We start from the raw sequence: 20,375 nt of genomic DNA on the forward strand, positions 1-20,375 counted from the left end.
TATTGGTGCGACAAGGAGCAGAAAGTGCAAGCAAATAGTCGTAGACAGTTAGTTGCCGGAAATTGGAAAATGAATGGTGACAAAGCACTAGTTGAACAAATGCAGAAGCAGTTGTGTGCTGCTAGTCTGGATAATATGGATGTGGTGATTTGTCCACCTTTTCCTTATTTTTCACTGTTTGACAGCAAATTAAAATTAGGCTCGCAAAACATCAGCCAATTTGATTCGGGGGCACATACTGGTGAAGTATCTGTGTCCATGCTGAAAGAATTTAACTGTGATTATGTGATACTTGGACATTCTGAACGTCGTGCAGACAATTTTGAATCTGATGACTTAGTCGCGAGTAAAGTTGAACAGGTTTTAAAGGCTAATTTAACCCCTATTTTATGTGTAGGTGAACCAGAAAGTGTGCGAGAAGACGGCACATTATTCGATTATATCGCCGCACAGTTAGATGCAGTGTTAGGTAAAGTTGGCGTCAGTCAATTTGCAAATATTGTATTAGCCTATGAGCCGATTTGGGCAATAGGCACAGGTAAAACTGCTAGCCCAGCGCAAGCACAAGAAGTGCATGCTTTTATACGTGGGCATTTGGCAAAACAAGATGACAAGATTGCGGCCAATATAGTGATTTTATATGGCGGTAGTGTTAAAGGTAATAATGCCCAAGAGTTGTTTTCTCAGGCAGATGTAGACGGTGGTTTGATTGGCGGTGCCAGTTTAAATCCAGAAGATTTTTTAAGTATTTGCCAAGCGGCAAATCAGTAGAGGCAGCACATGGTTTTTTACGAAATATTAGTTATTGTTTATTTGATTGTAGCGGTTATGTTGATTGGATTTGTTCTTATCCAACAAGGTAAAGGCGCCGGTATGGGAGCCTCTTTTGGTAGTGGTGGCTCAAATACTGTATTCGGTTCAACAGGTTCAGGTAACTTTTTAACTAGAACAACTGCGATACTTGCGACGTTATTTTTTGTTATTAGTCTGATTTTGGGTAACCAAACAGCCGACAAAGAAAAAGCCGTAGATGATTGGCAAAACATTGAAGTACCAGTTGTTGAACAAGCTGTTGATTCTGACGTACCAGTGACAGAACAGGCTTTGCAAGAAGCGGCGACAGATTCTGATGTACCAGCAACAGAAACGCCTAAAGAAGACATACCTAATTAAAACGAATTTGCGGATGTGGTGGAATTGGTAGACACGCAGCCTTGAGGGGGCTGTGGCTTAGGCCGTGGGAGTTCGAGTCTCCCCATCCGCACCAATTTTGAAAAAAAGGTCTTGGGTTATACCAAGGCCTTTTTTTATGGGCATGTAAAAGCGGGGGATTAAATTTTTTGTAGCTAGAAGCTAGAGCCCGCTTAGTGTTTTTGTAGCTATAGCAAAGTAAAATTAAGAGCAGTGTTCACCGTTTCTTTCACTGCATCTAGAGCAGCATTGAGTGCTTGTTCGGCCATGAGTGTGGTCATGCCTTGCACTGATAAGAGTACTGCTTTAGTCGCATTATTTTGCATTTTGTGCATGATGACGGCTTGTTCTTCGGTGATCTGTTGAGTGAGTTTGAGCTTTTCTATGAGAACAAAATTTTCAGCCAATTTTTTGGCTTCTTGTTTTGCGTAATCCTTAATTTGTGGCCATTTATCGGCTACTTGACCTTTTGCAGCATTCACCATAGCTTGGCTGAGTTGTTCTAGATTTAGCGACATGGTATTCCTCGTTATTTAACTTGGCGTTTTTTGGCGAGTTCAAATTTTAAAATGGCGATGAATATACTTTCAAAATTCGAACGGTTAAAGGTGATCATTCCAGGTGCCATGCAGCTATTAGATCTGTCTTGTGTTTGGTGGAGTGTCAACATCAGTGATAAGTTTTCTTCTAACAAATTCAGTTGTTGTAAGGTTATGTCATTATTGGGAATGGCTTTAGCGCGTACCTTTAACGCCCGCACATCCACTAAACTTTGTTGATAAAACAAACCATGCTCAGTTGATAAACACTCTGGTACCTGTTGTTGCTCTAACGCTGTTAAAAAGGTTTCCATCTCACGATGTAATTGCGTTATTCCTTGATCTATTTGCGCATCGTATTCGCTGACCCACCTGACATTACAGGCACTAATTAAGATAAATAGACTAAATAAACTACTAGCTCGAACAAGTGTTTGATACATAAGGATGGGTCACAAATGGTGGTTAGGCAGCCTTTAGCATAGAACATATTGGATGAGGTATGGGGATTAATATTTGCCTGTGTACTCAGTATATAGGGAATAATATCTAGCGCGCTAGTAGAAACAAGAAACAGGTTTTAGAAAAAACATCTTTATATTCACTAGTGATGAGCACTAAACATAACAATCCAAGTAATTTCGTTTTTGAAATTTTGAAAACGAGTAGCCCTGTGTTGTAAGGCATTCCATTTTAATTATAGATCTCCAAAGACAATCATCCAGTATTTGTAACTTCTAGTAAAAACTAGGGCTTATTCATACTCTGATTTATCAGTTTCGCCCAAAGCGGTGCCAATATCACTCGTGGAGTAATTTGCTTATTTCACTGTTATTCGAATCGTTGGCATTAGTTTTTCATACATCGCTTGCGTCGACATTGCCTGTTAATGTTTTTAATCAAGTTCTGAATAATAGGTGTTTCACAAAACCATCTGTATCTAATTTAGATACGAGTGGTTTCTTTTCTACTGTAAATACATTTGGGAAAGGCTATTATTCGTTAGTATGTTATTTTTATGTAAAAAAATATGTTTACATGCGTATCTTTATGAGAAACAATTGCTGTGTGGATTCAGTACTTCATATGCCAAATTATAACAATGTCTGAAGTACACTTTTTAATACGCAGTATTTATTTAATCGTAATCATAAGGGAGAGTAAGAATGAGTTATTGGAAAAATTTAACCGTCGTCCTAGTTGTTATTTTTGTGAGTTACTTTAGTTCGAGCAATATCGCAAAGGCTGGTTTGTTATATCAAAATATTGAATTAGGTGGCGAAACAATCGGACTAGTTGAGTATGACGAGTTGGCAATTGATCATACTTTAGGATTGACTAGCTTATACGAAGATCCGCTTGCCAATATTGAATTTACTATTGATGGTGTTTTTCAATCCTCTTTAGACGATTTATTTTTCACCTTTTTCTTTGATGTCACCGATATCGCCAAAGGCGTTACAGGCATACTGTTTTGGAGTGGTGAATTCCAAATTAACGCGACCACTATCCATAACAGCTCCTTTGACCACTTGGGTACATTGTCTTTCAGTCCACCAAGACTTGAACAATCAATACAGGTTCCAGAAGCCTTATCATTGGCCACTTTTATAGTTGGTTTATTCACGGTATTTGGAATGTTTCAACACAATAAGGTTTGCGGCGTTAATCGTTCAAAGTTAAATGGCTTTGTAGCTAAATAAGCTCTCATATGTAGTGCCAATTTTATCCATAAAATTCAACGGAGAGTTTTTAATGAAACGACTATCAAATAAAATGTTGCTGGGCCTATTTTCAACTTATCTTGTCAGTTATCAGGCAATGTCTGATGATGTAGTCTCTATTACTTCGATGACCCCTGAAGTGTGTGAGAATGTGGCAGCCAAAAATGCCCAATGTACCGGCAGACCCTATGGTATTTTTAAACTATTTAGAAGTGGCAGTCTGGCCCAAGCATTAACCGTTAACTTAGTGCACCAAAGTGCGGTTAATATCGATCCGTACATTAACCCCCTACCAACTTCCATTACTTTCGCGGCTAATCAAAATAACTATTATCTGCGGGTAACGCCAATTAATGATGAAGAGGGGAGAGGAGTTAAGTCAATCGAACTTAGCCTTGCCGATTCCGAAGATTATGCGGTAAGTGCTAATCGATCAGCGTCCATGTTGTTAAATGACGATGACCCGTTTGTGAGCCAATTTCAAGGTTATGTCATCGATAATGAAGACGCTGAGCTTGTTGGGGGCTGGGCGTTTTCATCCTGGGAAAGTAATTATTACCATAATAACTACGCCTTTGTACAAGGCAACGGTGGTGAAGCGTCAATTAAATGGAATTTGAACGTGCCTCATTCGGGAGATTATCGAATTTATACTTTGTTACCGGATAGCGGCACGCAGCGAGTGACTGATGCCAAATATGTGGTTCAACATTCTCAAGGGACGGATGAGTATTTTGTAGATCAAACCATCGAAGAGGGAGGGAAGTGGCATTACCTTGGCACCGAATATTTTGAGCAACAAATAGGAGGATCTGTCACCCTAAGTAATACCAGTTCAGCTTCTAACTCAAACTCGTTTTTCATCGCTGACGCGATTCGCATCGCCCCGGTACAAAATATTATCGACAATACCCAAAGCATAAAGTCGGGCAATTGGCATTCTTCTACCGCTAAAAATAATTATTACGGTGAGGATTACGAATATATCTCCACAGCGTTGGGGGGAACGGCAAATAGTGTATGGCAACCTAATATGCCGGCTACCGGAGATTACCAAGTACTTTATTGGCTGCCTGATGGTGACAGCACTAGAATGTCAGACGCAAAAATCACCGTTAAGCATGCAGCTGGTGAAACGCAGTATACCGTCGACCAAACACTTACGAACCAAGGGCAATGGCTTACATTAGGTACCCATCAGTTTCTGGGTGGGTTGTCTGGTTCAGTTACGCTTAACAATGATAATTCCTCCGGGTCTAAAAATGCAATAGCTGACGCATTTCGATTTGATTTGTTAAGTGTCAATGAGGCTGCCTTTAATGTTGCGCTCAACGCAAATACTACGGCTGACTCTGTTACTGAACCCTACGCTGCAATTAATGCAGTTGACGGCGTCGTTTCAAATGACTCGCGATGGCTAAGTGATACTAGTGCTAGCCAGCATTGGTTAGAGATCGACTTGAAAGACACTTTTATTATTCAATGCGCTGCCATACATAATGGTTATCACAATGAACCTGGTATTTATAACTTCTCGTTGCAATACCAATCTTCTGGAAGTTGGTTGGATATCCCTGGAGCTAGCGTTTCGGGTAATGACAACAACGTGGTGATGATAGAATTTGACAATATTATTACTACGTCAAAAGTGCGTTTGATGTCGACTGATACTCAGCGCCTAAAGATAAAAGAAATTGAAATTTATAATAACTCCGGTCCATGCCCATTAAGTAGCCAGATAGCTGGTCCACCTGAGATTTACCTTAATCAAAGTGGATTTAATATTAATGAAAGCAAACGTTTTACAGCACCCACTGTGGACAACGGGACCGCCTTTAATCTGCTTAATGCTAGTGATGATCAAATTGTATTTAGTGGTACAGTGCAAAATAACATTGGTGACTTTAGTAGTGTTAACCTAATGACCCCTGGTACGGAATATTACATTCAGATTAATGACATTCGTTCGGTTAACTTTTCCATGGGGTATTTCTGGAATGAAAAAGTGTCGTACCAGAATGCTGTTGATTTTATGGCTTCATCCCGCTGTTACTTTGGTAGCCATCCGAGCTGTAACACTGGTATAGCCTGGCGTGATGCTCATCAGTTCAGCTTTGAAATACCAACATTGGTCGCTCAGTACCTATCTAATCCTTCAGCTTATGAGCGCATGCCACATAAGGTCGATTACCAAACAGTATATAATGGCACCGATTATGGAAGTAGTGAGATAGGAACCCCCGACATTAATGCACCTGATGTGGTTAAGTTAGTGCATTTTGCGATTAACTTTTACAAAAAAACTGGGGTAAATCATCCTCTGTTTAAAGAACAAATTGCCTTTTTCTTACATGCCTATCCCGATATTGCGGACTATATTTCGGTAGCTGATTATCAGGTTATGCTAAATTATCTAACTGAAGATCTATGGAGTAATCCAAGCCGTAGCAATAAAGGTTGGTACGAAAATACGGTTCCAACTTATACCGGAGACCTATTTCAAACTTATACACAAGTTGGATCGGGAAAAGGCTCGTTTCCGCCAGGGCATTCAATTATGCCGAATTTATTAATGTATCAAGTGGCGCTTAGAGAAGGTATGCCTGCGGTAACAGTACAGCGTTTTCTTAATGCTGCAATTGCGCAAACAAATGAGATTATTAACAACGTAGACTGGCTAGATCCAACTACAACCAAGGGGCAACGAATGAGCGAACATGTCACCATGGAAGGGTTAGCCTATTTTATGCGAGTGTATCCTCAGTTTGCTCCCGCAGGCCTGCAGCAAAAAATTGAGCAATGGTCTGACGTTGTTATATCGCGGTCTTCCAATCTCTGGGATTTTAGAAAATACGGTGATGGGGCAAATGAATGGGTGATCCCAGAATTTAATGAGCCTGGCAATGTTGTTGGCTTGCCAGCGGCAATTTATGCCGCGATACAGGTGTTAGATGATGCCTCTAAAATAACGCGACTGCGCGAAATTGCCACTGCACATTTTGATGCGATGTTTGGGCGAAATCCAACTGGGTTGCACTTTTCGTATAAAGGACCCAACGAGTTTCAAGGTGTGGAATTTGGTTGGTATAGTCAACATGATGGCTTTGGAAAACTTAACGATGTAATTGCGGTAATAGATGGCTCGCCGAAACCACAGCATTATCCCTATAATCCTGATGCGGGTAATGTGGGCTGGACTGAAGGATGGATTGCGTTTAATACCGCTTGGAATTCCAGTTTAGCTTATAGTGCTTTTGATAAAACCACTATCAAGGTGTTGGATCAGAATTTCATCAGTGAACTATCAACTATTACTAATTTAACTCAGCAAATTGGTATTGAGCTGGTAGCTCCGCTTAATTTCAATTACGTTCAGGCCGAAACCGGTAAGGTTGTAATTGAAACTTCTGGTGGCGATAGAGAAGTGCTCGAAGTAACAGAAATGAGCCAAAATGCAGATAAATTCCGAGGACTCATTAGTTTAGCCAATTCTGCTGCAGTGGCTAATGACGGGATTGTTCAGGTTAATAGCGGCGATACAGTGCATATTTCTTATGGGTTAAGCTATTTCAAAAAAGAAGTTGTTTATCAGGAAGAGCAGGGGCAACTCAATCTTCAGTAAAGTCAAAGAACCGTGTTGGGTTTTGCTGGCAGACAATGAGTTTTTAACATGGGCGCTCCAGAGTAGTAATGGGGTCAAAATACGCCAAACTGAATGTGCAAACAACAGTTAATTACTAAAGAGCGTCCATCTAATCATCCCTGTGCTTCATCTGTTGCTCTGGGTAGATAAAGCTGTTTTAGGTTACTCCTGCAATATTGGTGGCCATGGGGCTTTCAGCTTGGTCGCGACGCTTCGAAACACGGAAACGTATTTGCAATACCGGAAGGCCGAACAGAACTTCGATTTTAGTATGGATCAAAGTGAGGCTGCTTTGTGTTTGTTGTACTTCTCGGAATCAACCGAAGTCATTCCAAAAATGTCAAACAACTCATTGGCATTAAAGCGGTTGTTGAATCAAGTTAATATTAATTTGTCCCGAATCATTGCCTGAAAATGTGCCGTTCTATAGCGCAATATGCAGGACTTATATTGTTGCTTGTCTATTTCGCTGTTAATCTAGAGGCTAAGATTAAGCGGTACTAGATATGTCAGATACAGAAGATCCATCTGCAATCGATGAAATAACAAATTTTCGCGCTAAGCGTTTACGGCAACTGCTGTATATCACACTGGCTTGCTTGAATTTGGGGGTTGCGCTTATCTATATTTTTGCATATCACTTGCCGACTTTATTGACGCTTGTTGGGTGCGATATCATGATGTTATATGCCCTTCACACTCTGTTGCTCAATAAAGTTGACAAAGCCGCTTCCATTTTGCTGTGGTCTATATCAGTAGGGTTGACAATCGCGGTGCTGTTAAATTCTGGACTGCGAGATCCCGCTATCCTTTCATTTCCTGCCATACTTTTTTTTGCTGCATTAATGTGTTCTCGTCGAGAGTTCACACTTTTGTATGTTTATTTTTGTACAGCGACTGTGTTGATCGGCCTGACCCACTTGAGCGGTTTAAGAAATGAAGGATACGATCCAGTAAATATTCCTAATATAGCCATTATTTTACTGATATTGACGGCTGCGAGTTTGAGTATTAGAACTATTTCTCATGATTTGCGCAGTGCACTGAGTAAACTAGAAAAAGGCAACCGCCAACTCAAAATTTCCAAAGCAAAGGCGCAATACATGGCGCAGTATGATGAATTGACGGGGCTGCCAAACCGTTCTTTATGTCAAGATAGGTTTAATTATCAAATGAAGCTCATACAACGTCATGGTGGTCAAATTGCGCTTTTATTTATTGACTTGGACAACTTCAAAACTATTAATGACTCTCTAGGTCACTCAGTGGGTGATCAAGTGTTAAAAACAGTAGCAGGCAATCTTGCCCAATGCCTACGTAAAGTCGACACGGCTGGACGTTTTGGCGGAGACGAATTTATCGTCTTGTTGACTGAAGTAAATCACATAAGAGATGTTCAAAAGACTTGTAATAAAATTCTCAATGCAGTGAACCAGAATATCGTTTTGGATAGTTACTCAATTCAAACATCCGCCTCTATAGGCATTGCCATGGCGCCAAAGGATGGGGCTGACTTCGACAGTTATTGCAAAAAAGCTGACATTGCTATGTATCAAGCCAAAGCCGATGGCAAAAACTTATTCCGCTTTTTTGATGCAAGCATGAATACCGTTAGCCAAGAGCGTTTTGTGTTGATTAAAGACTTACGCGATGCACTGAAACAAAACCAGTTAACCCTTTTTTATCAACCTAAAGTCGATTTGCGCACAGCTAGACTAGTGGGAGCGGAAGCACTAATACGCTGGCAACATCCAGAGCGTGGTTTGATTGCCCCAAGGCAGTTTATTGAGTTAGCGGAAGAAACCGGCTTGATCGTGGAGATTGGCGATTGGGTATTAGAAGAAGCCTGCCGACAATGCCGGTCTTGGCATGAGGCGGGCTATCCCGATTTTGAAGTCGCGGTCAATCTTTCATCGGTACAATTTGCCAGAGGTAACCTCACCGAACAAGTTGAAAAAGCGCTAAGTCAATCGGGACTTGCGGGTAAATATCTGGAGTTGGAATTGACTGAGTCTCTTTTACTCGGTGAGGGGGAGCATATTCTAACGCAACTGAGTAACATCAAAAATCTCGGCGTAAGTTTTTCTATAGACGATTTTGGTACGGGGTATTCTAACCTGAGTTATCTGAGTAAATACAACTTAGATGCGTTAAAGATTGATCAATCTTTCGTATTTAAAATGCTTGAATCAAAGCAAAACCTGAATATTATTATTGCCATTATTAATATTGCAAAAAGTCTTGATTTGACCGTTGTCGCTGAAGGAATTGAATCTGCAGAAACCCTAGAAAAACTAACCCAACTAGGCTGCGAATTTGCTCAAGGTTATTACTGGGCCAAACCTCAGTCTTCAGCTGATTTTCTAAAATATGTGGAGCAAAATAATGTAAATTGTTAGGTGACGAACTATTGGGGCAGCTTCTTTGCCAGCAACCAATATCTGTGTTTATAACAGCAAAGTCCTTTTTCAATTATCAAGAAGACAATATGCATGCTCTAGCCATGTATATTAAACCAAGCTGTTTTACTATCTTTTCTCTCTGTTCTGTGTGCCCATTTGGTGAATCACGTTTATTTTTCCTCTATTAACTGCCTCATTCTGCTCAACCTGCAGTATTCTGTTTTTCTTAGCTCTAGCTATTTTTAATCTTTATTGTCGATAAACCTTGTCCCATCAAAAAATATAGTAATAATCGTGCGTGGTTTTTTTGTAGAGTTTAAATAGTGCAATTATTAGCAGTAGAGTGTTTGGGTAAAACACTTAAATTAGAAGGATCAATGGCTGGGTGGCAACGACTATTTTGGGGGGATGACTGCGTTTCGCAAATTAGTGCCAATACCGACAGTAGTAATTTTTTACATCAATTTACCCTACAAAGTGAGCAGGGCGATCTTCAAGTGGAGCTAGATGGCTCTTTGCAATGGCAGCCTTTTGAACTGCAATTCAAGCTTTTAGTTAATGATGAGCTATTGCATGAAAACACCCTTACTGAAAAAGACATAGAGCAAAGGCAAGTCATTCAAGGTGATAAGCAACCTATGAAGTTTAGTTTCATTGGTATGGCGGGTCTGGGGTTAAAACTGTTTAAAAGCGCCAAGGTAATTAAAGTGCTGTTTGCTGCAGGCAGTTTAGCGGCTTATAGCTGGTTGTTTTCAATTGAGTTTGCGATTGCCCTGATATTGTGTCTGGTGTTTCATGAATATGGTCATATTAAGGCGATGAAGTACTTTGGTTTAAAAACCAAAGGTATTTACCTTATTCCTTTTGTGGGTGGTTTGGCCCTCAGCGACGATAAAATTAATACTCGCTGGCAAGATATTGTGATTTCAATCATGGGGCCATTTTTTGGCTTGATATTGTCTATTGTTTGTTTAATAGGGTATTGGCTTACCGATATAGAAGTACTCGCAGGCTTAGCGGTATTTAATGCGCTGCTGAATTTATTTAATATGTTACCTGTATTGCCTTTAGATGGTGGGCATGTATTAAAAAGTATCGCTTTTTCCATTAACTCCCGGGTAGGTATAGCAGCCTGCGTTTTGGGCGCCATCTTAGGTGTGTATGTCAGTTATCACTTTGGTTTGGCTTTGTTAGGTTTTTTACTTGCCATTGGTAGTGTAGAAATATTCTTTGAATACAAACGCCGCCACTTAAGTCAGCTATTGCCTCTTAACCGTTACGCTCAAGTCATATCGATTTTGTGGTATGTGCTCACTTTGGGTGGCTTAAGTGCGATTATTTGGTTTGTAGGTCAAACTGATAACGGTGCGTTGTCATTGCCTCTTAAAATATTGAGCAGTTAGTGTGATCCCGTCTTTTAACTATTTGGGAGTAGTAGCTAAAGTGATTGTTTTTACAGCAAATTATCGAGCCGTAGGGGAGGTTGATAATATTTGATTTGTCATTGCAGCTAATTGAATGGATTAATGTCTTCTTTTCTAGAAGACATTAGCAATAGTTAGCCAAATGGTTACTACAAAAAAATGTGACTTTTTTTGCCCATTCTAGAGCACACTTGGCTATAAATAGGAAAAGGTACCAGCAGTGACTGCGGCATAAATTAATGCGTCAAGCATATACCTAATGCAGTTTGACCAGGGGGGGCCCATCCAAATACTGTAGGGAATTTGAGCCCAGCCGTAAGTTAGGAATGAGGCGATGAATACGTGTCTGAACACAGTCATAAATTCAGCGTTGACTACAATAGATAAGCTTGCCAAGTATCCAATTAAGAATGAGCCGAAGATAAAAAAGAGTATTTGTTGTGTTAACAGTTTGCCCATTGGAGGCATGCCATTAGGCATAATTGTAATCATAGCGACAGGACCGTCATTAAACTTTTTTTGCATATGGGCTTCGCCCATTGTTTTCATGTCACTACAATATGGAAGGGTATAGAGTGCAGGCTTTAGATGTTTTTCGGCCAGTGCAGCTGACACATCCTCCTCATTAGCAAGGGCTTTATAATCGGCGTTGTGATACTTAATAAGCATATGAACTAAGGCACTTGCGACCCAAGTTAACAAACCAGCCAGTACTATAGCCAGCCACAATTCAGTCACTGATACAGCCATAGAGAACTCCCTAAATTTCTTCTTAGTGTAGTAAAAGTAGACAACAATCCAGAACTATTCAATTGCCTTAATTGGTTTTAAGCAGATTAAAAAGTGGTTTAACTTCATGATGTTAATCTGCAATTAGTGGATAGCAACAAAAATAATTGGAGTATTCATATTCTAAATATTGGTGTGCTTAATCATTATTATTCTTATATTCCTCAAGCAAAAAGTGTCATTTGTCTGTATTATCTTGCGCAGAAAAAATAACAGGTTCGTTTAATGAGTTATTTAGCATTAATTAAAGAAAACCATATTTACGTTAAATATGCAGGCGTAATCGATGGCTTGGATATGGTACAAATCACAGCGGATGAAAACTTTATCAATAACATGAGGCGTTTACAGAACGTGATCCATGATTTTTCATTTTGTGACGAGGTATCTTTAGGCGTTGAGGATATGCAAGAGATTGCCCTGATGTCTAATTTGGAATCTAACTTCACAGAAAAAGCGAAAATGATGATTATTCCAAGAACACCTCAAGGTTTTGCCCGTATTAGTGCTTTTAGCCAAGCAATTAAATCACCTGATTGGAGAGTATTGGCAGCGCAAAATTATGAAGAAGCCCTCACTAAACTCTAATAAAAGTATCCATAAATTATAGTTTTGCTTATGGAATAAATAATCCAAATTATTGAATATCAATATGCAAAATTACTTCGTAAAAATTTACTTATACATCACATCTTTCACTCAGACTAAATTATCTTACTTCTAATGGTAATTAAACTTGCATAACTGCTGCAGATCCGTAAAATACGGCGGCCTTTTATCTGGCTAAAAACAGTCAGAATTTAAGGTAAATTAAGTTAACGTTAACGCTACAACGAGTCTGAGGCATATATGGTTACTATTCGTTTACAGCGTGGTGGCGCTAAAAAGCGTCCATTTTATCAAGTAGTGGTTGCAGACAGTCGTCGTTCACGCGATGGCCGTTTTATTGAAAACATTGGTTTTTTCAATCCAACTGCAATGGGTCAAGAAGAGCGTTTACGCTTAGACTTGGGCCGTGTTGAGCATTGGGTTGGGGTAGGCGCAGGCTTATCTGACCGTGTTGCACGCTTGGTAAAAGATGCACAAAAGGCAGCTGCTTAATTGCAGTTGCAACAAAGGGTTTAAAAAATGAGTGTTGCGTCTGACACATTAGTGATTGGCATAATCGGAGCACCTTATGGTGTCAAAGGTTGGGTCAAAATCACCTCTTATACCCATGATTTAGACGGCGTGTTTGCCTACACTCCTTGGCTTTTGGGTCAAGTGCAAGAAGGCAATGAGTATGTCGTAGACCAATGGCGAACCCACAATAAAGGTTTAGTTGCCAAACTGGTTGGGGTGGATAATCGAGACGATGCTGAAAGTATCAAAAATCTTGAGATTTCCATTAAAGCAGAGATGCTACCTGAATTAGATGACAACGATGTTTATTGGCGTGAGTTAGTCGGCATGCAAGTAGTCACCGATAAAGGTTACAACTTGGGTGTAATTAAAGAGTTATTCGAAACTGGTGCTAATGACGTTATGTTAGTCAAAGCCAATTTGAATGACGCTTTTGGTCAGAAAGAACGCATGGTTCCTTACTTGTTAGACCAAGTGGTTAAACAAGTGGACCGGCAGGCGAAAACGGTCACAGTGGATTGGGATCCTGCATTTTAATGCAAGAACCTAGTCAGGCACACAAGCGTTGGTTTGGGGTGATTAGTCTTTTTCCAGAAATGTTTGAGACTTTTACCCAGCAGGGAGTAGTAGGGCGAGCGGTGAAAACCGGTTTGTTACAAGTAGAGTGTTTTAATCCAAGAGACTTTACCCACGACAAACATCGCACTGTTGACGACCGGCCATACGGTGGTGGACCTGGCATGCTGATGATGGTTCAGCCATTAAAAGACGCTATTTTGGCAGCTAAAAAAGCGGCCGGAAGAAAAACAAAAGTGATTTACCTTTCTCCCCAAGGGAAAAAGCTGGATCAAGCAGGGGTGAAACAGCTTTCTGAAAATGAAAGTATGATCCTAGTAGCCGGTCGGTATGAAGGTATCGATGAACGGGTAATACAAACACAGGTTGACGAGGAATGGTCAATTGGTGATTACGTGTTAAGTGGCGGCGAACTCCCTGCTATGGTCTTAATGGATGCAGTTTCAAGGTTTGTTCCCGGTGTGTTAGGGCATCAACAATCTGCCGAGCAAGACTCTTTTAGTCATGGCTTGTTGGATTGTCCGCACTACACTCGGCCAGAAAACTTGGACGGTGAGCTGGTTCCTAAGGTGTTGTTAAGTGGTGATCACGACAAAATCAGGCAGTGGCGGTTACAACAGTCGTTAGGTAGAACCTGGCAACGACGCCCTGAATTAATAAACGATCTAGCTCTGACTGAGGAGCAGCAAAAGTTGTTAGATTTATATCTACAATCTTTGCCGCAGCATAATGACAGTTAATCTAGTATGAGAGGATATGATGAGTAAAGTAAATCAAGACATCATCAAGAAAATTGAAGAAGCGCAGCTAAAAACTGACGTTCCAGCATTCGGTGCTGGTGACACAGTTGTTGTGCAAGTACGCGTTAAGGAAGGCGAAAAAGAACGTCTTCAGGCTTACGAAGGCGTTGTAATCGCTAAACGTAACCGTGGCCTACACTCTGCTTTTACAGTTCGTAAGATTTCTAACGGCGAAGGTGTTGAGCGTATATTCCAAACACACAGCCCGGCAATCAGTTCTATTGAAGTGAAACGTCGTGGTGCTGTTCGTCGCGCTAAACTTTACTACTTGCGTGAACGCTCTGGTCGTTCTGCACGTATTAAAGAGAAGCTAGGTTAATTTAATTTTTGCGTTACCGTTAACTTATAAGAAAACCCGCCTTTTGGCGGGTTTTTGCTATCTAAGACTTAAATAAATCAGCGTAAACTATACCAATTCATTTTAATTTCTGTTCGCCTAGCTTTATCCGCATTTTTGCTCTGTGTAGTGAAGCGGCCGTGGCTCGGTGCCCCGTGTTCTATATGCTGAAAAGCATTTCATGTTATAGCAGGCAAAGAAAAAAATATTGCACCACAGAGGGCGCAGATATCACAGAGAAAGGCTAAGCCACTTGATTAAGAAAATCTTAACTGATCTCAGTATTATTAGTTGCGAACCACAGCTTGGGGTTGATTCAACGCAGTGTGTTTTTGAATCGCATCAAAAGTACTGCCGTAAGCAGGGCGTTTCACATTTTTGCCAGCACCTTTGACTGTGCGTAACTCGCCATTAGTCCATACCAAATTACCTTGACTTAAGGTATGTACAGCCACACCTTGTACAGTGCGTCCTTCAAAGATATTAAAATCAATATTTTGATGATGGGTTTTCACTGAAATTGTGCGTGTGCCTTCAGGATCCCACAAAACTATATCCGCATCTGCGCCTACTGAGATGGACCCTTTGCGTGGGTAGATATTAAAGATTTTTGCCGCATTGGTGGAGGTGACACCCACAAACTCGTTAGGCGTGAGTTTGCCCGAGGCCACGCCTGAATCCCATAACACTGACATCCTGTCTTCTATGCCCGCAGTACCATTAGGGATCATGCTAAAGTCTTTTTTACCCATGGCTTTTTGATCGGCGCAGAAGCAGCAGTGGTCTGTAGCAGTCGTTTGCAAGTTACCTGATTGCAAGCCTTTCCATAGGGCATCTTGATGTTTTTTGGAGCGGAATGGTGGGCTCATCACATGGGCCGCCGCATATTCCCAATTTTCACTTTGATACACAGATTCATCAATTTCCAGATGCCCGGCTAATACTTCGCCATAGACTCTTTGCCCTTCGTTGCGGGCGCGTGTGATGGCTTGTAATGATTCTTCACAAGACACATGTACACAATAAAGCGGCACTTCTAGGGCCTGAGCGATACGAATGGCGCGGTTGGCGGCTTCACCTTCCACTTCAGGGGGGCGAGAAAGAGGATGGCCTTCCGGGCCGGTGATGCCGCGTTCTAGGATTTTTTTCTGTAAGTGAAACACTAAATCGCCATTTTCTGCATGCACTGTAGGCATAGCGCCTAACTCTAGGCAGCGAGAAAAGCTGTTCACTAGGGTTTCGTCCTCACACATGATGGCGTTTTTGTAGGCCATAAAATGTTTAAAACTGTTGATCCCATGTTCATGTACTAAAGTGCCCATGTCTTTGTAAACAGAGTCATCCCACCAGGTTATAGCCACGTGAAAGCTATAGTCAGTGGCTGATTTCTGTGCCCAATCCATCCATTGATGATACGCATCTATTATAGGTTGCTGTGGGCTAGGGATCACAAAATCTATAATTGAAGTCGTGCCGCCAGCGGCACCCGCACTAGTGCCTGTAAAAAAATCTTCACTGGCCACTGTGCCCATAAAAGGCAGTTGCATATGAGTATGAGGATCGATTCCGCCAGGCATGACTAGTAAGTCACCCGCATCCACTACTTGGCAACCAGCTGGAACATCAAGATTTTCACCGATAGCTTGAATTTTGCCTTCTTCACAATAAACATCGGCTCTGTAGCTAAGATCAGCGGTGACAACTGTTCCACCTTTGATAAGAATTGACATGTTAGTTTCCTCTCTTTGCCATTATTAAATAAAGTATGCCTGCAACAAAACAACCTACAAACCAAGCATAATTATATACAGTATCAAAAATTTCAGGCACAGATTCGACAATTCCTGCAGCGTGTAAAAATCCAGGTAAGTTGGGTAATATCCCCACCACTAAAGACACCATTCCGGCTACATTCCAGCCATTTGTAGCGCCATATTCACCATTATGCTGAAACAGAGCGTCTATGTTTAATTTGCATTTACGTAAGATAAAATAATCTGCTATCAGAATACCTGCAATTGGACCGAGAAGTGCCGAATACCCTATCAACCAAGTAAAGATGTAACCGCCAGCACTTTCTAATAATTTCCAAGGAAATATTGCCACACCAATTCCGGCGGTAATATAGCCACCCATTTTGAAGTTTATTTTACTTGGGTTGAGATTTGAAAAACCATAGGCTGGAGCCACCACGTTTGCGGCCAAGTTAGTGGTAAGCGTGGCTAATGCAAGTGTACCTAGGGCGACAATTATCCCCATTCCCCCCATTTTACCAGCGAGCTTCACAGGATCCCAAATGGCTTCGCCATATATAGTCACAGTTGCAGAGGTGACCGCAACACCAATAAACGCAAATAAGGCCATGGGAATAGGTAAACCTATGGCTTGACCTAACATCTGATCTTTTTGCGATTTAGCAAAGCGGGTGAAATCGGGAATATTCAATGCCATTGTTGCCCAAAAACCCACCATAGCGGTTAACCCAGCGATAAAGGTGGGCAAAAACAAGCCTTCTTTTGCTGCGCCAGGACCAAATTGTGAAGGAGCGGAAAGCATTTCACCAAAGCCGCCTGCAGTATCGTATGCCCAATATAATAAGGCTAATCCCATGGCAATAAGAAAAGGTGCGGCATAACTTTCCAACCAGCGAATAGAGCCAGTTCCAAAATGAATAAAGACTAAATGTAATGCCCAAAAGGCAAAGAAACATAAGGTTTGGCTAATATCTATGCCAAGAAAAGGCAAAGGGGAACCTTGAAAGCTGTTATTTGTAAGGCTATTTAAAATAACATAAATAGCACTCCCTCCGACCCATGTTTGGATCCCAAACCAGCCACAAGCTACTAGCCCTCTAGCAAGAGCAGGAATTTTGGCACCTTTGGTTCCAAATGCACTGCGTAATAACACAGGAAAAGGGACCCCGTATTTAGCGCCAGCATGGCCTATTAGAAGCATAGGTACCAACACTATAGCGTTGCCCAATAGTACTGTAATTATCGCTTGGTACCAGGTCATGCCTTCGGAAACTAAACCTGCGGCTAACATGTAAGTGGGAACACATACCACCATAGCTACCCACAAAGAGGCAAAGTGGATCCAATTCCAAGTACGGGTTGCCTCAGTAGTTGGCGCTAGGTCTGGGTTCCACAGATCGGCATCAAAGTGCGTTGGTTTCACGCTGTTATTATTATTTTCCATGACATGCTCCGTTATAAAATGATGTGTAATGAAATACTTAAGTATTTTTAAATACCACACCACCTTTAAAATACAACCAAATTTCCCTTAAAAATCAAGTGAATGAGCAGAAACTCATTCACTTTTTTGCGCTACATGTACTGCCATTGTGGGTAGCGAGTGACAATACCGTTAAAAATGTCAGGGTTACCAAACACATTTAACGGCAGGTATTATTATTCACCATCGGTCAATTTTGTATAGGTGCTTGGGCGACGATCACGGAAGAACTGCCAATTATTTCGCACTTCTTTGATCATATCCATATCCATATCATGGATGATTAACTCGTCTTGATCTCTGCTTGCTTCTTTTTCAATTTGACCTCTAGGGTTAACAAAGTAGCTTTGACCATAAAACTCGCCAATATTCCAAGGTTCTTCAATACCCACACGGTTGATGGCTCCAATCCAACAACCATTTGCGGCGGCTGACGCGGGTTGTTCCAGTTTCCACAAGTATTCTGATAAACCTGCAACAGTGGCGGATGGGTTAACAATGTATTCAGCGCCATTTAATGCCAATGCTCGCCAGCCTTCAGGGAAATGACGGTCATAACAAATATAAACGCCAAGTTTGCAATATTGGGTTTCAAAAACAGGCCAGTCCGACGCACCAGGTTTAAAGTAAAACTTCTCCCAAAAACCCGCCACTTGAGGAATATGGGTTTTACGGTATTTTCCTAAATAACTGCCATCTGCATCGATAACTGCGCATGTGTTGTAGTAAACACCGGTCACGTCGTCTTTTTCATAAATTGGAACCACAATGACCATTTTATATTTTTTGGCATATTCCTGCATTAGGGTAACAGTAGGGCCGCTTGGAATGCTCTCGGCGCTTTCGTACCATTTGGGATCTTGACTGGGGCAGAAGTAAGGTTGAGTAAATACTTCTTGAAAACATAAGACTTGCACACCAGCGGCACCTGCCTCATCGATCAAAGGCAAGTGTGCCTCTATCATGGCTTTGCGAATGGTTTCGGGATCATTATCGGTAGAAGACTTTAAACCCATTTGGATCAAGCCACCTCGTAAAGTTTGACGTGTTGTAGACATAATTACTCCATCTATAGTTGGTTTTTCTTATTAATTAGTTGGGAAAGTAAATTCCGCACCGGCACGTATTCCTGTTGGCCAACGTGAAGTAACGGTTTTTAATTTTGTATAAAAGTGTACGGCTTCCGGTCCATAAATCCCATGGGCACCAAAGATTGAACGTTTCCAGCCGCCAAAGCTGTGGTAGGCGACAGGAACAGGTATAGGCACATTAATGCCTACCATACCGACTTCAATGTTAGCAGCGAAGTCTCTGGCTGCATCCCCGTCGCGGGTAAATATAGCGGTACCATTACCGTATTCATGGGCATTAATTAAGTTCGTTGCTTCAGCATAGGTATTAGCACGTAATATAGATAATACCGGTCCAAAAATCTCTTGTTGGTACACAGACATGTCTTTAGTCACCTTGTCGAGTAAGGTACCGCCTACCCAGAAACCCGCTTCACAGCCAGCGACTGATAAGTGTCGGCCGTCGACTAACACCTCGGCGCCTTCAGCTTCGCCTTGGTCGATTAAGCCTTTAATGCGTTTTTGTGCATCGGCAGAAATCACCGGCCCCATCTCGTTACCCGTTTGATTATATGGACCGACTTTTAAGGCCTCAATTCGAGGTATCAATTTAGCGACTAACTTGTCTGCAGTTTCTTGACCAATAGGTACGGCGACACTGATGGCCATACAACGTTCACCGGCAGAGCCAAAACCCGCTCCCATAAGCGCATCGGCTGCTTGATCAAGATCGGCATCTGGCATAATCACCATATGATTTTTGGCACCACCTAACGCTTGAACTCTTTTGCCATTGGCGCTGCCACGTTGATAAATGTATTCAGCGATTGGCGTTGAGCCTACAAAACTAATAGCTTTAACGTCGCGGTGATCTAATAGTGCATCAACTGCTACTTTGTCACCATGTACTATGTTTAATACACCTGCCGGTAAGCCTGCTTCAGCAAAAAGTTGATGGATCAAATTTGCACTAGAGGGATCTCTCTCTGACGGTTTGAGTATGAATGTATTACCACAGGCTAATGCCATAGGGATCATCCATAAGGGCACCATAGCTGGGAAGTTAAAGGGCGTGATCCCCGCAACCACACCTAAGGCTTGACGCTCGTCGGTGACATCGATACCAACAGCCACATCTCGACTAAAATTACCCTTTAGTTTGTCAGCCATTCCACAGGCAAATTCAATAACTTCTAATGCACGGGTGACTTCACCTAAAGCATCATCATGGGTTTTTCCATGCTCTTTAGAAATCGTTTCTGCGACTTCATCTTGACGGGCTATCAGCAAAGTACGCATATTAAACATGATATTGGCACGTTTACTCGATGGCGTTTTAGACCAAGCTGGAAAAGCCGCTTTGGCAGCCGCCACAGCAGTGTTGACATCTTCAACTACCGCTGTCACAACTTCAGCACTCTGTTGGCCTAAAGCAGGGTTGTACACTGCAGTTGTTTGGCTACTCACACCTGAGGTGTGCTGACCATTAATTATGTGTTGTATCAGTTGCATAATAATTTT

Annotated in this window: 18 protein-coding genes and 1 tRNA gene; 12 read left to right on the forward strand and 7 right to left on the reverse strand. The window is 41.5% G+C overall.

Translation table 11 applies throughout. The features are described from left to right. Nucleotides 1-24 precede the first annotated feature (24 nt). The 3 genes from tpiA (at nt 25) to AAC000_RS07795 (ending at nt 1,267) form a co-directional block, all read left to right on the forward strand. Nucleotides 25-771 carry a triose-phosphate isomerase gene (tpiA, locus tag AAC000_RS07785; RefSeq protein ID WP_339721573.1) on the forward strand — a complete coding sequence of 249 codons (747 nt, stop codon included), beginning with the start codon at nt 25-27 and terminating at the stop codon, nt 769-771. A gap of 9 nt (nt 772-780) precedes the next feature. Continuing rightward, nucleotides 781-1,173, forward strand: coding sequence for a preprotein translocase subunit SecG (secG, locus tag AAC000_RS07790; protein WP_339721575.1), 393 nt, complete (start codon nt 781-783; stop codon nt 1,171-1,173). 9 nt (nt 1,174-1,182) lie between these two features. Then, nucleotides 1,183-1,267: transfer RNA gene (locus tag AAC000_RS07795), tRNA-Leu, on the forward strand. A 112-nt stretch (nt 1,268-1,379) separates the two neighbouring features. Here AAC000_RS07795 and AAC000_RS07800 read toward each other — a convergent pair. Beyond that, nucleotides 1,380-1,709, reverse strand: a complete 330-nt coding sequence (locus tag AAC000_RS07800) for a hypothetical protein (RefSeq protein ID WP_339721576.1) — start codon at nt 1,707-1,709, stop codon at nt 1,380-1,382. An 11-nt stretch (nt 1,710-1,720) separates the two neighbouring features. Then, nucleotides 1,721-2,173 (reverse strand): hypothetical protein, encoded by a 453-nt coding sequence (locus AAC000_RS07805; protein ID WP_339721578.1) that lies wholly within the window; start codon nt 2,171-2,173, stop codon nt 1,721-1,723. A gap of 723 nt (nt 2,174-2,896) precedes the next feature. Between AAC000_RS07805 and AAC000_RS07810 the strand changes: the two genes are divergently transcribed. From AAC000_RS07810 to AAC000_RS07825, 4 genes are all read left to right on the forward strand, one after another. After that, nucleotides 2,897-3,433: a hypothetical protein gene (locus AAC000_RS07810; protein WP_339721580.1), complete on the forward strand. Its 537-nt coding sequence runs from the start codon at nt 2,897-2,899 to the stop codon at nt 3,431-3,433. A 52-nt stretch (nt 3,434-3,485) separates the two neighbouring features. Next, nucleotides 3,486-7,076, forward strand: coding sequence for a discoidin domain-containing protein (locus AAC000_RS07815; protein ID WP_339721582.1), 3,591 nt, complete (start codon nt 3,486-3,488; stop codon nt 7,074-7,076). Nucleotides 7,077-7,603: 527 nt separating this feature from the next. Then, entirely contained in the window at nt 7,604-9,496 is a 1,893-nt protein-coding gene (locus tag AAC000_RS07820) for an EAL domain-containing protein (RefSeq protein ID WP_339721583.1), read from the forward strand. Nucleotides 9,497-9,822: 326 nt separating this feature from the next. Beyond that, nucleotides 9,823-10,902 (forward strand): site-2 protease family protein, encoded by a 1,080-nt coding sequence (locus AAC000_RS07825; protein ID WP_339721585.1) that lies wholly within the window; start codon nt 9,823-9,825, stop codon nt 10,900-10,902. A 216-nt stretch (nt 10,903-11,118) separates the two neighbouring features. Here the strand turns inward: AAC000_RS07825 and AAC000_RS07830 are convergent, their stop codons facing one another. Beyond that, entirely contained in the window at nt 11,119-11,673 is a 555-nt protein-coding gene (locus tag AAC000_RS07830) for a hypothetical protein (RefSeq protein ID WP_339721586.1), read from the reverse strand. A 264-nt stretch (nt 11,674-11,937) separates the two neighbouring features. Between AAC000_RS07830 and AAC000_RS07835 the strand changes: the two genes are divergently transcribed. The 5 genes from AAC000_RS07835 to rplS all read left to right on the forward strand — a co-directional run bounded on the left by AAC000_RS07835 (nt 11,938) and on the right by rplS (nt 14,529). Next, the gene (locus tag AAC000_RS07835) at nt 11,938-12,300 is read left to right on the forward strand and encodes a hypothetical protein (protein ID WP_339721588.1); all 363 of its coding nucleotides are present in this window, start codon (nt 11,938-11,940) and stop codon (nt 12,298-12,300) included. Between the two features lie 261 nt (nt 12,301-12,561). Next, the gene (gene rpsP, locus AAC000_RS07840) at nt 12,562-12,813 is read left to right on the forward strand and encodes a 30S ribosomal protein S16 (protein WP_007639666.1); all 252 of its coding nucleotides are present in this window, start codon (nt 12,562-12,564) and stop codon (nt 12,811-12,813) included. 27 nt (nt 12,814-12,840) lie between these two features. After that, on the forward strand, nt 12,841-13,371 hold the full coding sequence (gene rimM / locus AAC000_RS07845; RefSeq protein WP_339721595.1) for a ribosome maturation factor RimM: 531 nt from the start codon (nt 12,841-12,843) through the stop codon (nt 13,369-13,371). Continuing rightward, nucleotides 13,371-14,150, forward strand: coding sequence for a tRNA (guanosine(37)-N1)-methyltransferase TrmD (gene trmD / locus AAC000_RS07850; protein WP_339721597.1), 780 nt, complete (start codon nt 13,371-13,373; stop codon nt 14,148-14,150). Before rimM ends, trmD begins: the two co-directional genes overlap by 1 nt. A gap of 19 nt (nt 14,151-14,169) precedes the next feature. After that, nucleotides 14,170-14,529 carry a 50S ribosomal protein L19 gene (rplS, locus tag AAC000_RS07855; protein WP_215928779.1) on the forward strand — a complete coding sequence of 120 codons (360 nt, stop codon included), beginning with the start codon at nt 14,170-14,172 and terminating at the stop codon, nt 14,527-14,529. Nucleotides 14,530-14,834: 305 nt separating this feature from the next. On the opposite strand, the gene hydA is transcribed toward rplS, so the two are convergent. The 4 genes from hydA to AAC000_RS07875 form a co-directional block, all read right to left on the reverse strand. After that, nucleotides 14,835-16,277: a dihydropyrimidinase gene (gene hydA / locus AAC000_RS07860; RefSeq protein WP_339721599.1), complete on the reverse strand. Its 1,443-nt coding sequence runs from the start codon at nt 16,275-16,277 to the stop codon at nt 14,835-14,837. A 1-nt stretch (nt 16,278) separates the two neighbouring features. Continuing rightward, nucleotides 16,279-17,745, reverse strand: coding sequence for an NCS1 family nucleobase:cation symporter-1 (locus tag AAC000_RS07865; protein ID WP_339721601.1), 1,467 nt, complete (start codon nt 17,743-17,745; stop codon nt 16,279-16,281). A gap of 215 nt (nt 17,746-17,960) precedes the next feature. Beyond that, complete coding sequence (locus tag AAC000_RS07870; protein ID WP_339721602.1) at nt 17,961-18,842, reverse strand: nitrilase-related carbon-nitrogen hydrolase; 882 nt, start codon at nt 18,840-18,842, stop codon at nt 17,961-17,963. Between the two features lie 30 nt (nt 18,843-18,872). Then, nucleotides 18,873-20,366: a CoA-acylating methylmalonate-semialdehyde dehydrogenase gene (locus tag AAC000_RS07875; RefSeq protein ID WP_339721603.1), complete on the reverse strand. Its 1,494-nt coding sequence runs from the start codon at nt 20,364-20,366 to the stop codon at nt 18,873-18,875. Nucleotides 20,367-20,375 lie beyond the last annotated feature (9 nt).

This window comes from uncultured Paraglaciecola sp. (genome assembly GCF_963977085.1).
In the GTDB taxonomy this organism is placed as follows: Bacteria; Pseudomonadota; Gammaproteobacteria; order Enterobacterales; family Alteromonadaceae; genus Paraglaciecola.

What these genes read in the sequence shown, in the direction of transcription:
- trmD (WP_339721597.1), top strand. Translation starts at nt 13,371, where the DNA reads ATGCAAGAACCTAGTCAGGCACACAAGCGTTGGTTTGGGGTGATTAGT.
- AAC000_RS07875 (WP_339721603.1), bottom strand. Translation starts at nt 20,366, where the DNA reads ATGCAACTGATACAACACATAATTAATGGTCAGCACACCTCAGGTGTG.
- AAC000_RS07865 (WP_339721601.1), bottom strand. Translation starts at nt 17,745, where the DNA reads ATGGAAAATAATAATAACAGCGTGAAACCAACGCACTTTGATGCCGAT.
- AAC000_RS07835 (WP_339721588.1), top strand. Translation starts at nt 11,938, where the DNA reads ATGAGTTATTTAGCATTAATTAAAGAAAACCATATTTACGTTAAATAT.
- AAC000_RS07805 (WP_339721578.1), bottom strand. Translation starts at nt 2,173, where the DNA reads ATGTATCAAACACTTGTTCGAGCTAGTAGTTTATTTAGTCTATTTATC.
- AAC000_RS07870 (WP_339721602.1), bottom strand. Translation starts at nt 18,842, where the DNA reads ATGTCTACAACACGTCAAACTTTACGAGGTGGCTTGATCCAAATGGGT.
- rplS (WP_215928779.1), top strand. Translation starts at nt 14,170, where the DNA reads ATGAGTAAAGTAAATCAAGACATCATCAAGAAAATTGAAGAAGCGCAG.
- secG (WP_339721575.1), top strand. Translation starts at nt 781, where the DNA reads ATGGTTTTTTACGAAATATTAGTTATTGTTTATTTGATTGTAGCGGTT.
- AAC000_RS07815 (WP_339721582.1), top strand. Translation starts at nt 3,486, where the DNA reads ATGAAACGACTATCAAATAAAATGTTGCTGGGCCTATTTTCAACTTAT.
- rimM (WP_339721595.1), top strand. Translation starts at nt 12,841, where the DNA reads ATGAGTGTTGCGTCTGACACATTAGTGATTGGCATAATCGGAGCACCT.
- AAC000_RS07800 (WP_339721576.1), bottom strand. Translation starts at nt 1,709, where the DNA reads ATGTCGCTAAATCTAGAACAACTCAGCCAAGCTATGGTGAATGCTGCA.
- rpsP (WP_007639666.1), top strand. Translation starts at nt 12,562, where the DNA reads ATGGTTACTATTCGTTTACAGCGTGGTGGCGCTAAAAAGCGTCCATTT.
- hydA (WP_339721599.1), bottom strand. Translation starts at nt 16,277, where the DNA reads ATGTCAATTCTTATCAAAGGTGGAACAGTTGTCACCGCTGATCTTAGC.
- AAC000_RS07810 (WP_339721580.1), top strand. Translation starts at nt 2,897, where the DNA reads ATGAGTTATTGGAAAAATTTAACCGTCGTCCTAGTTGTTATTTTTGTG.
- AAC000_RS07820 (WP_339721583.1), top strand. Translation starts at nt 7,604, where the DNA reads ATGTCAGATACAGAAGATCCATCTGCAATCGATGAAATAACAAATTTT.
- AAC000_RS07830 (WP_339721586.1), bottom strand. Translation starts at nt 11,673, where the DNA reads ATGGCTGTATCAGTGACTGAATTGTGGCTGGCTATAGTACTGGCTGGT.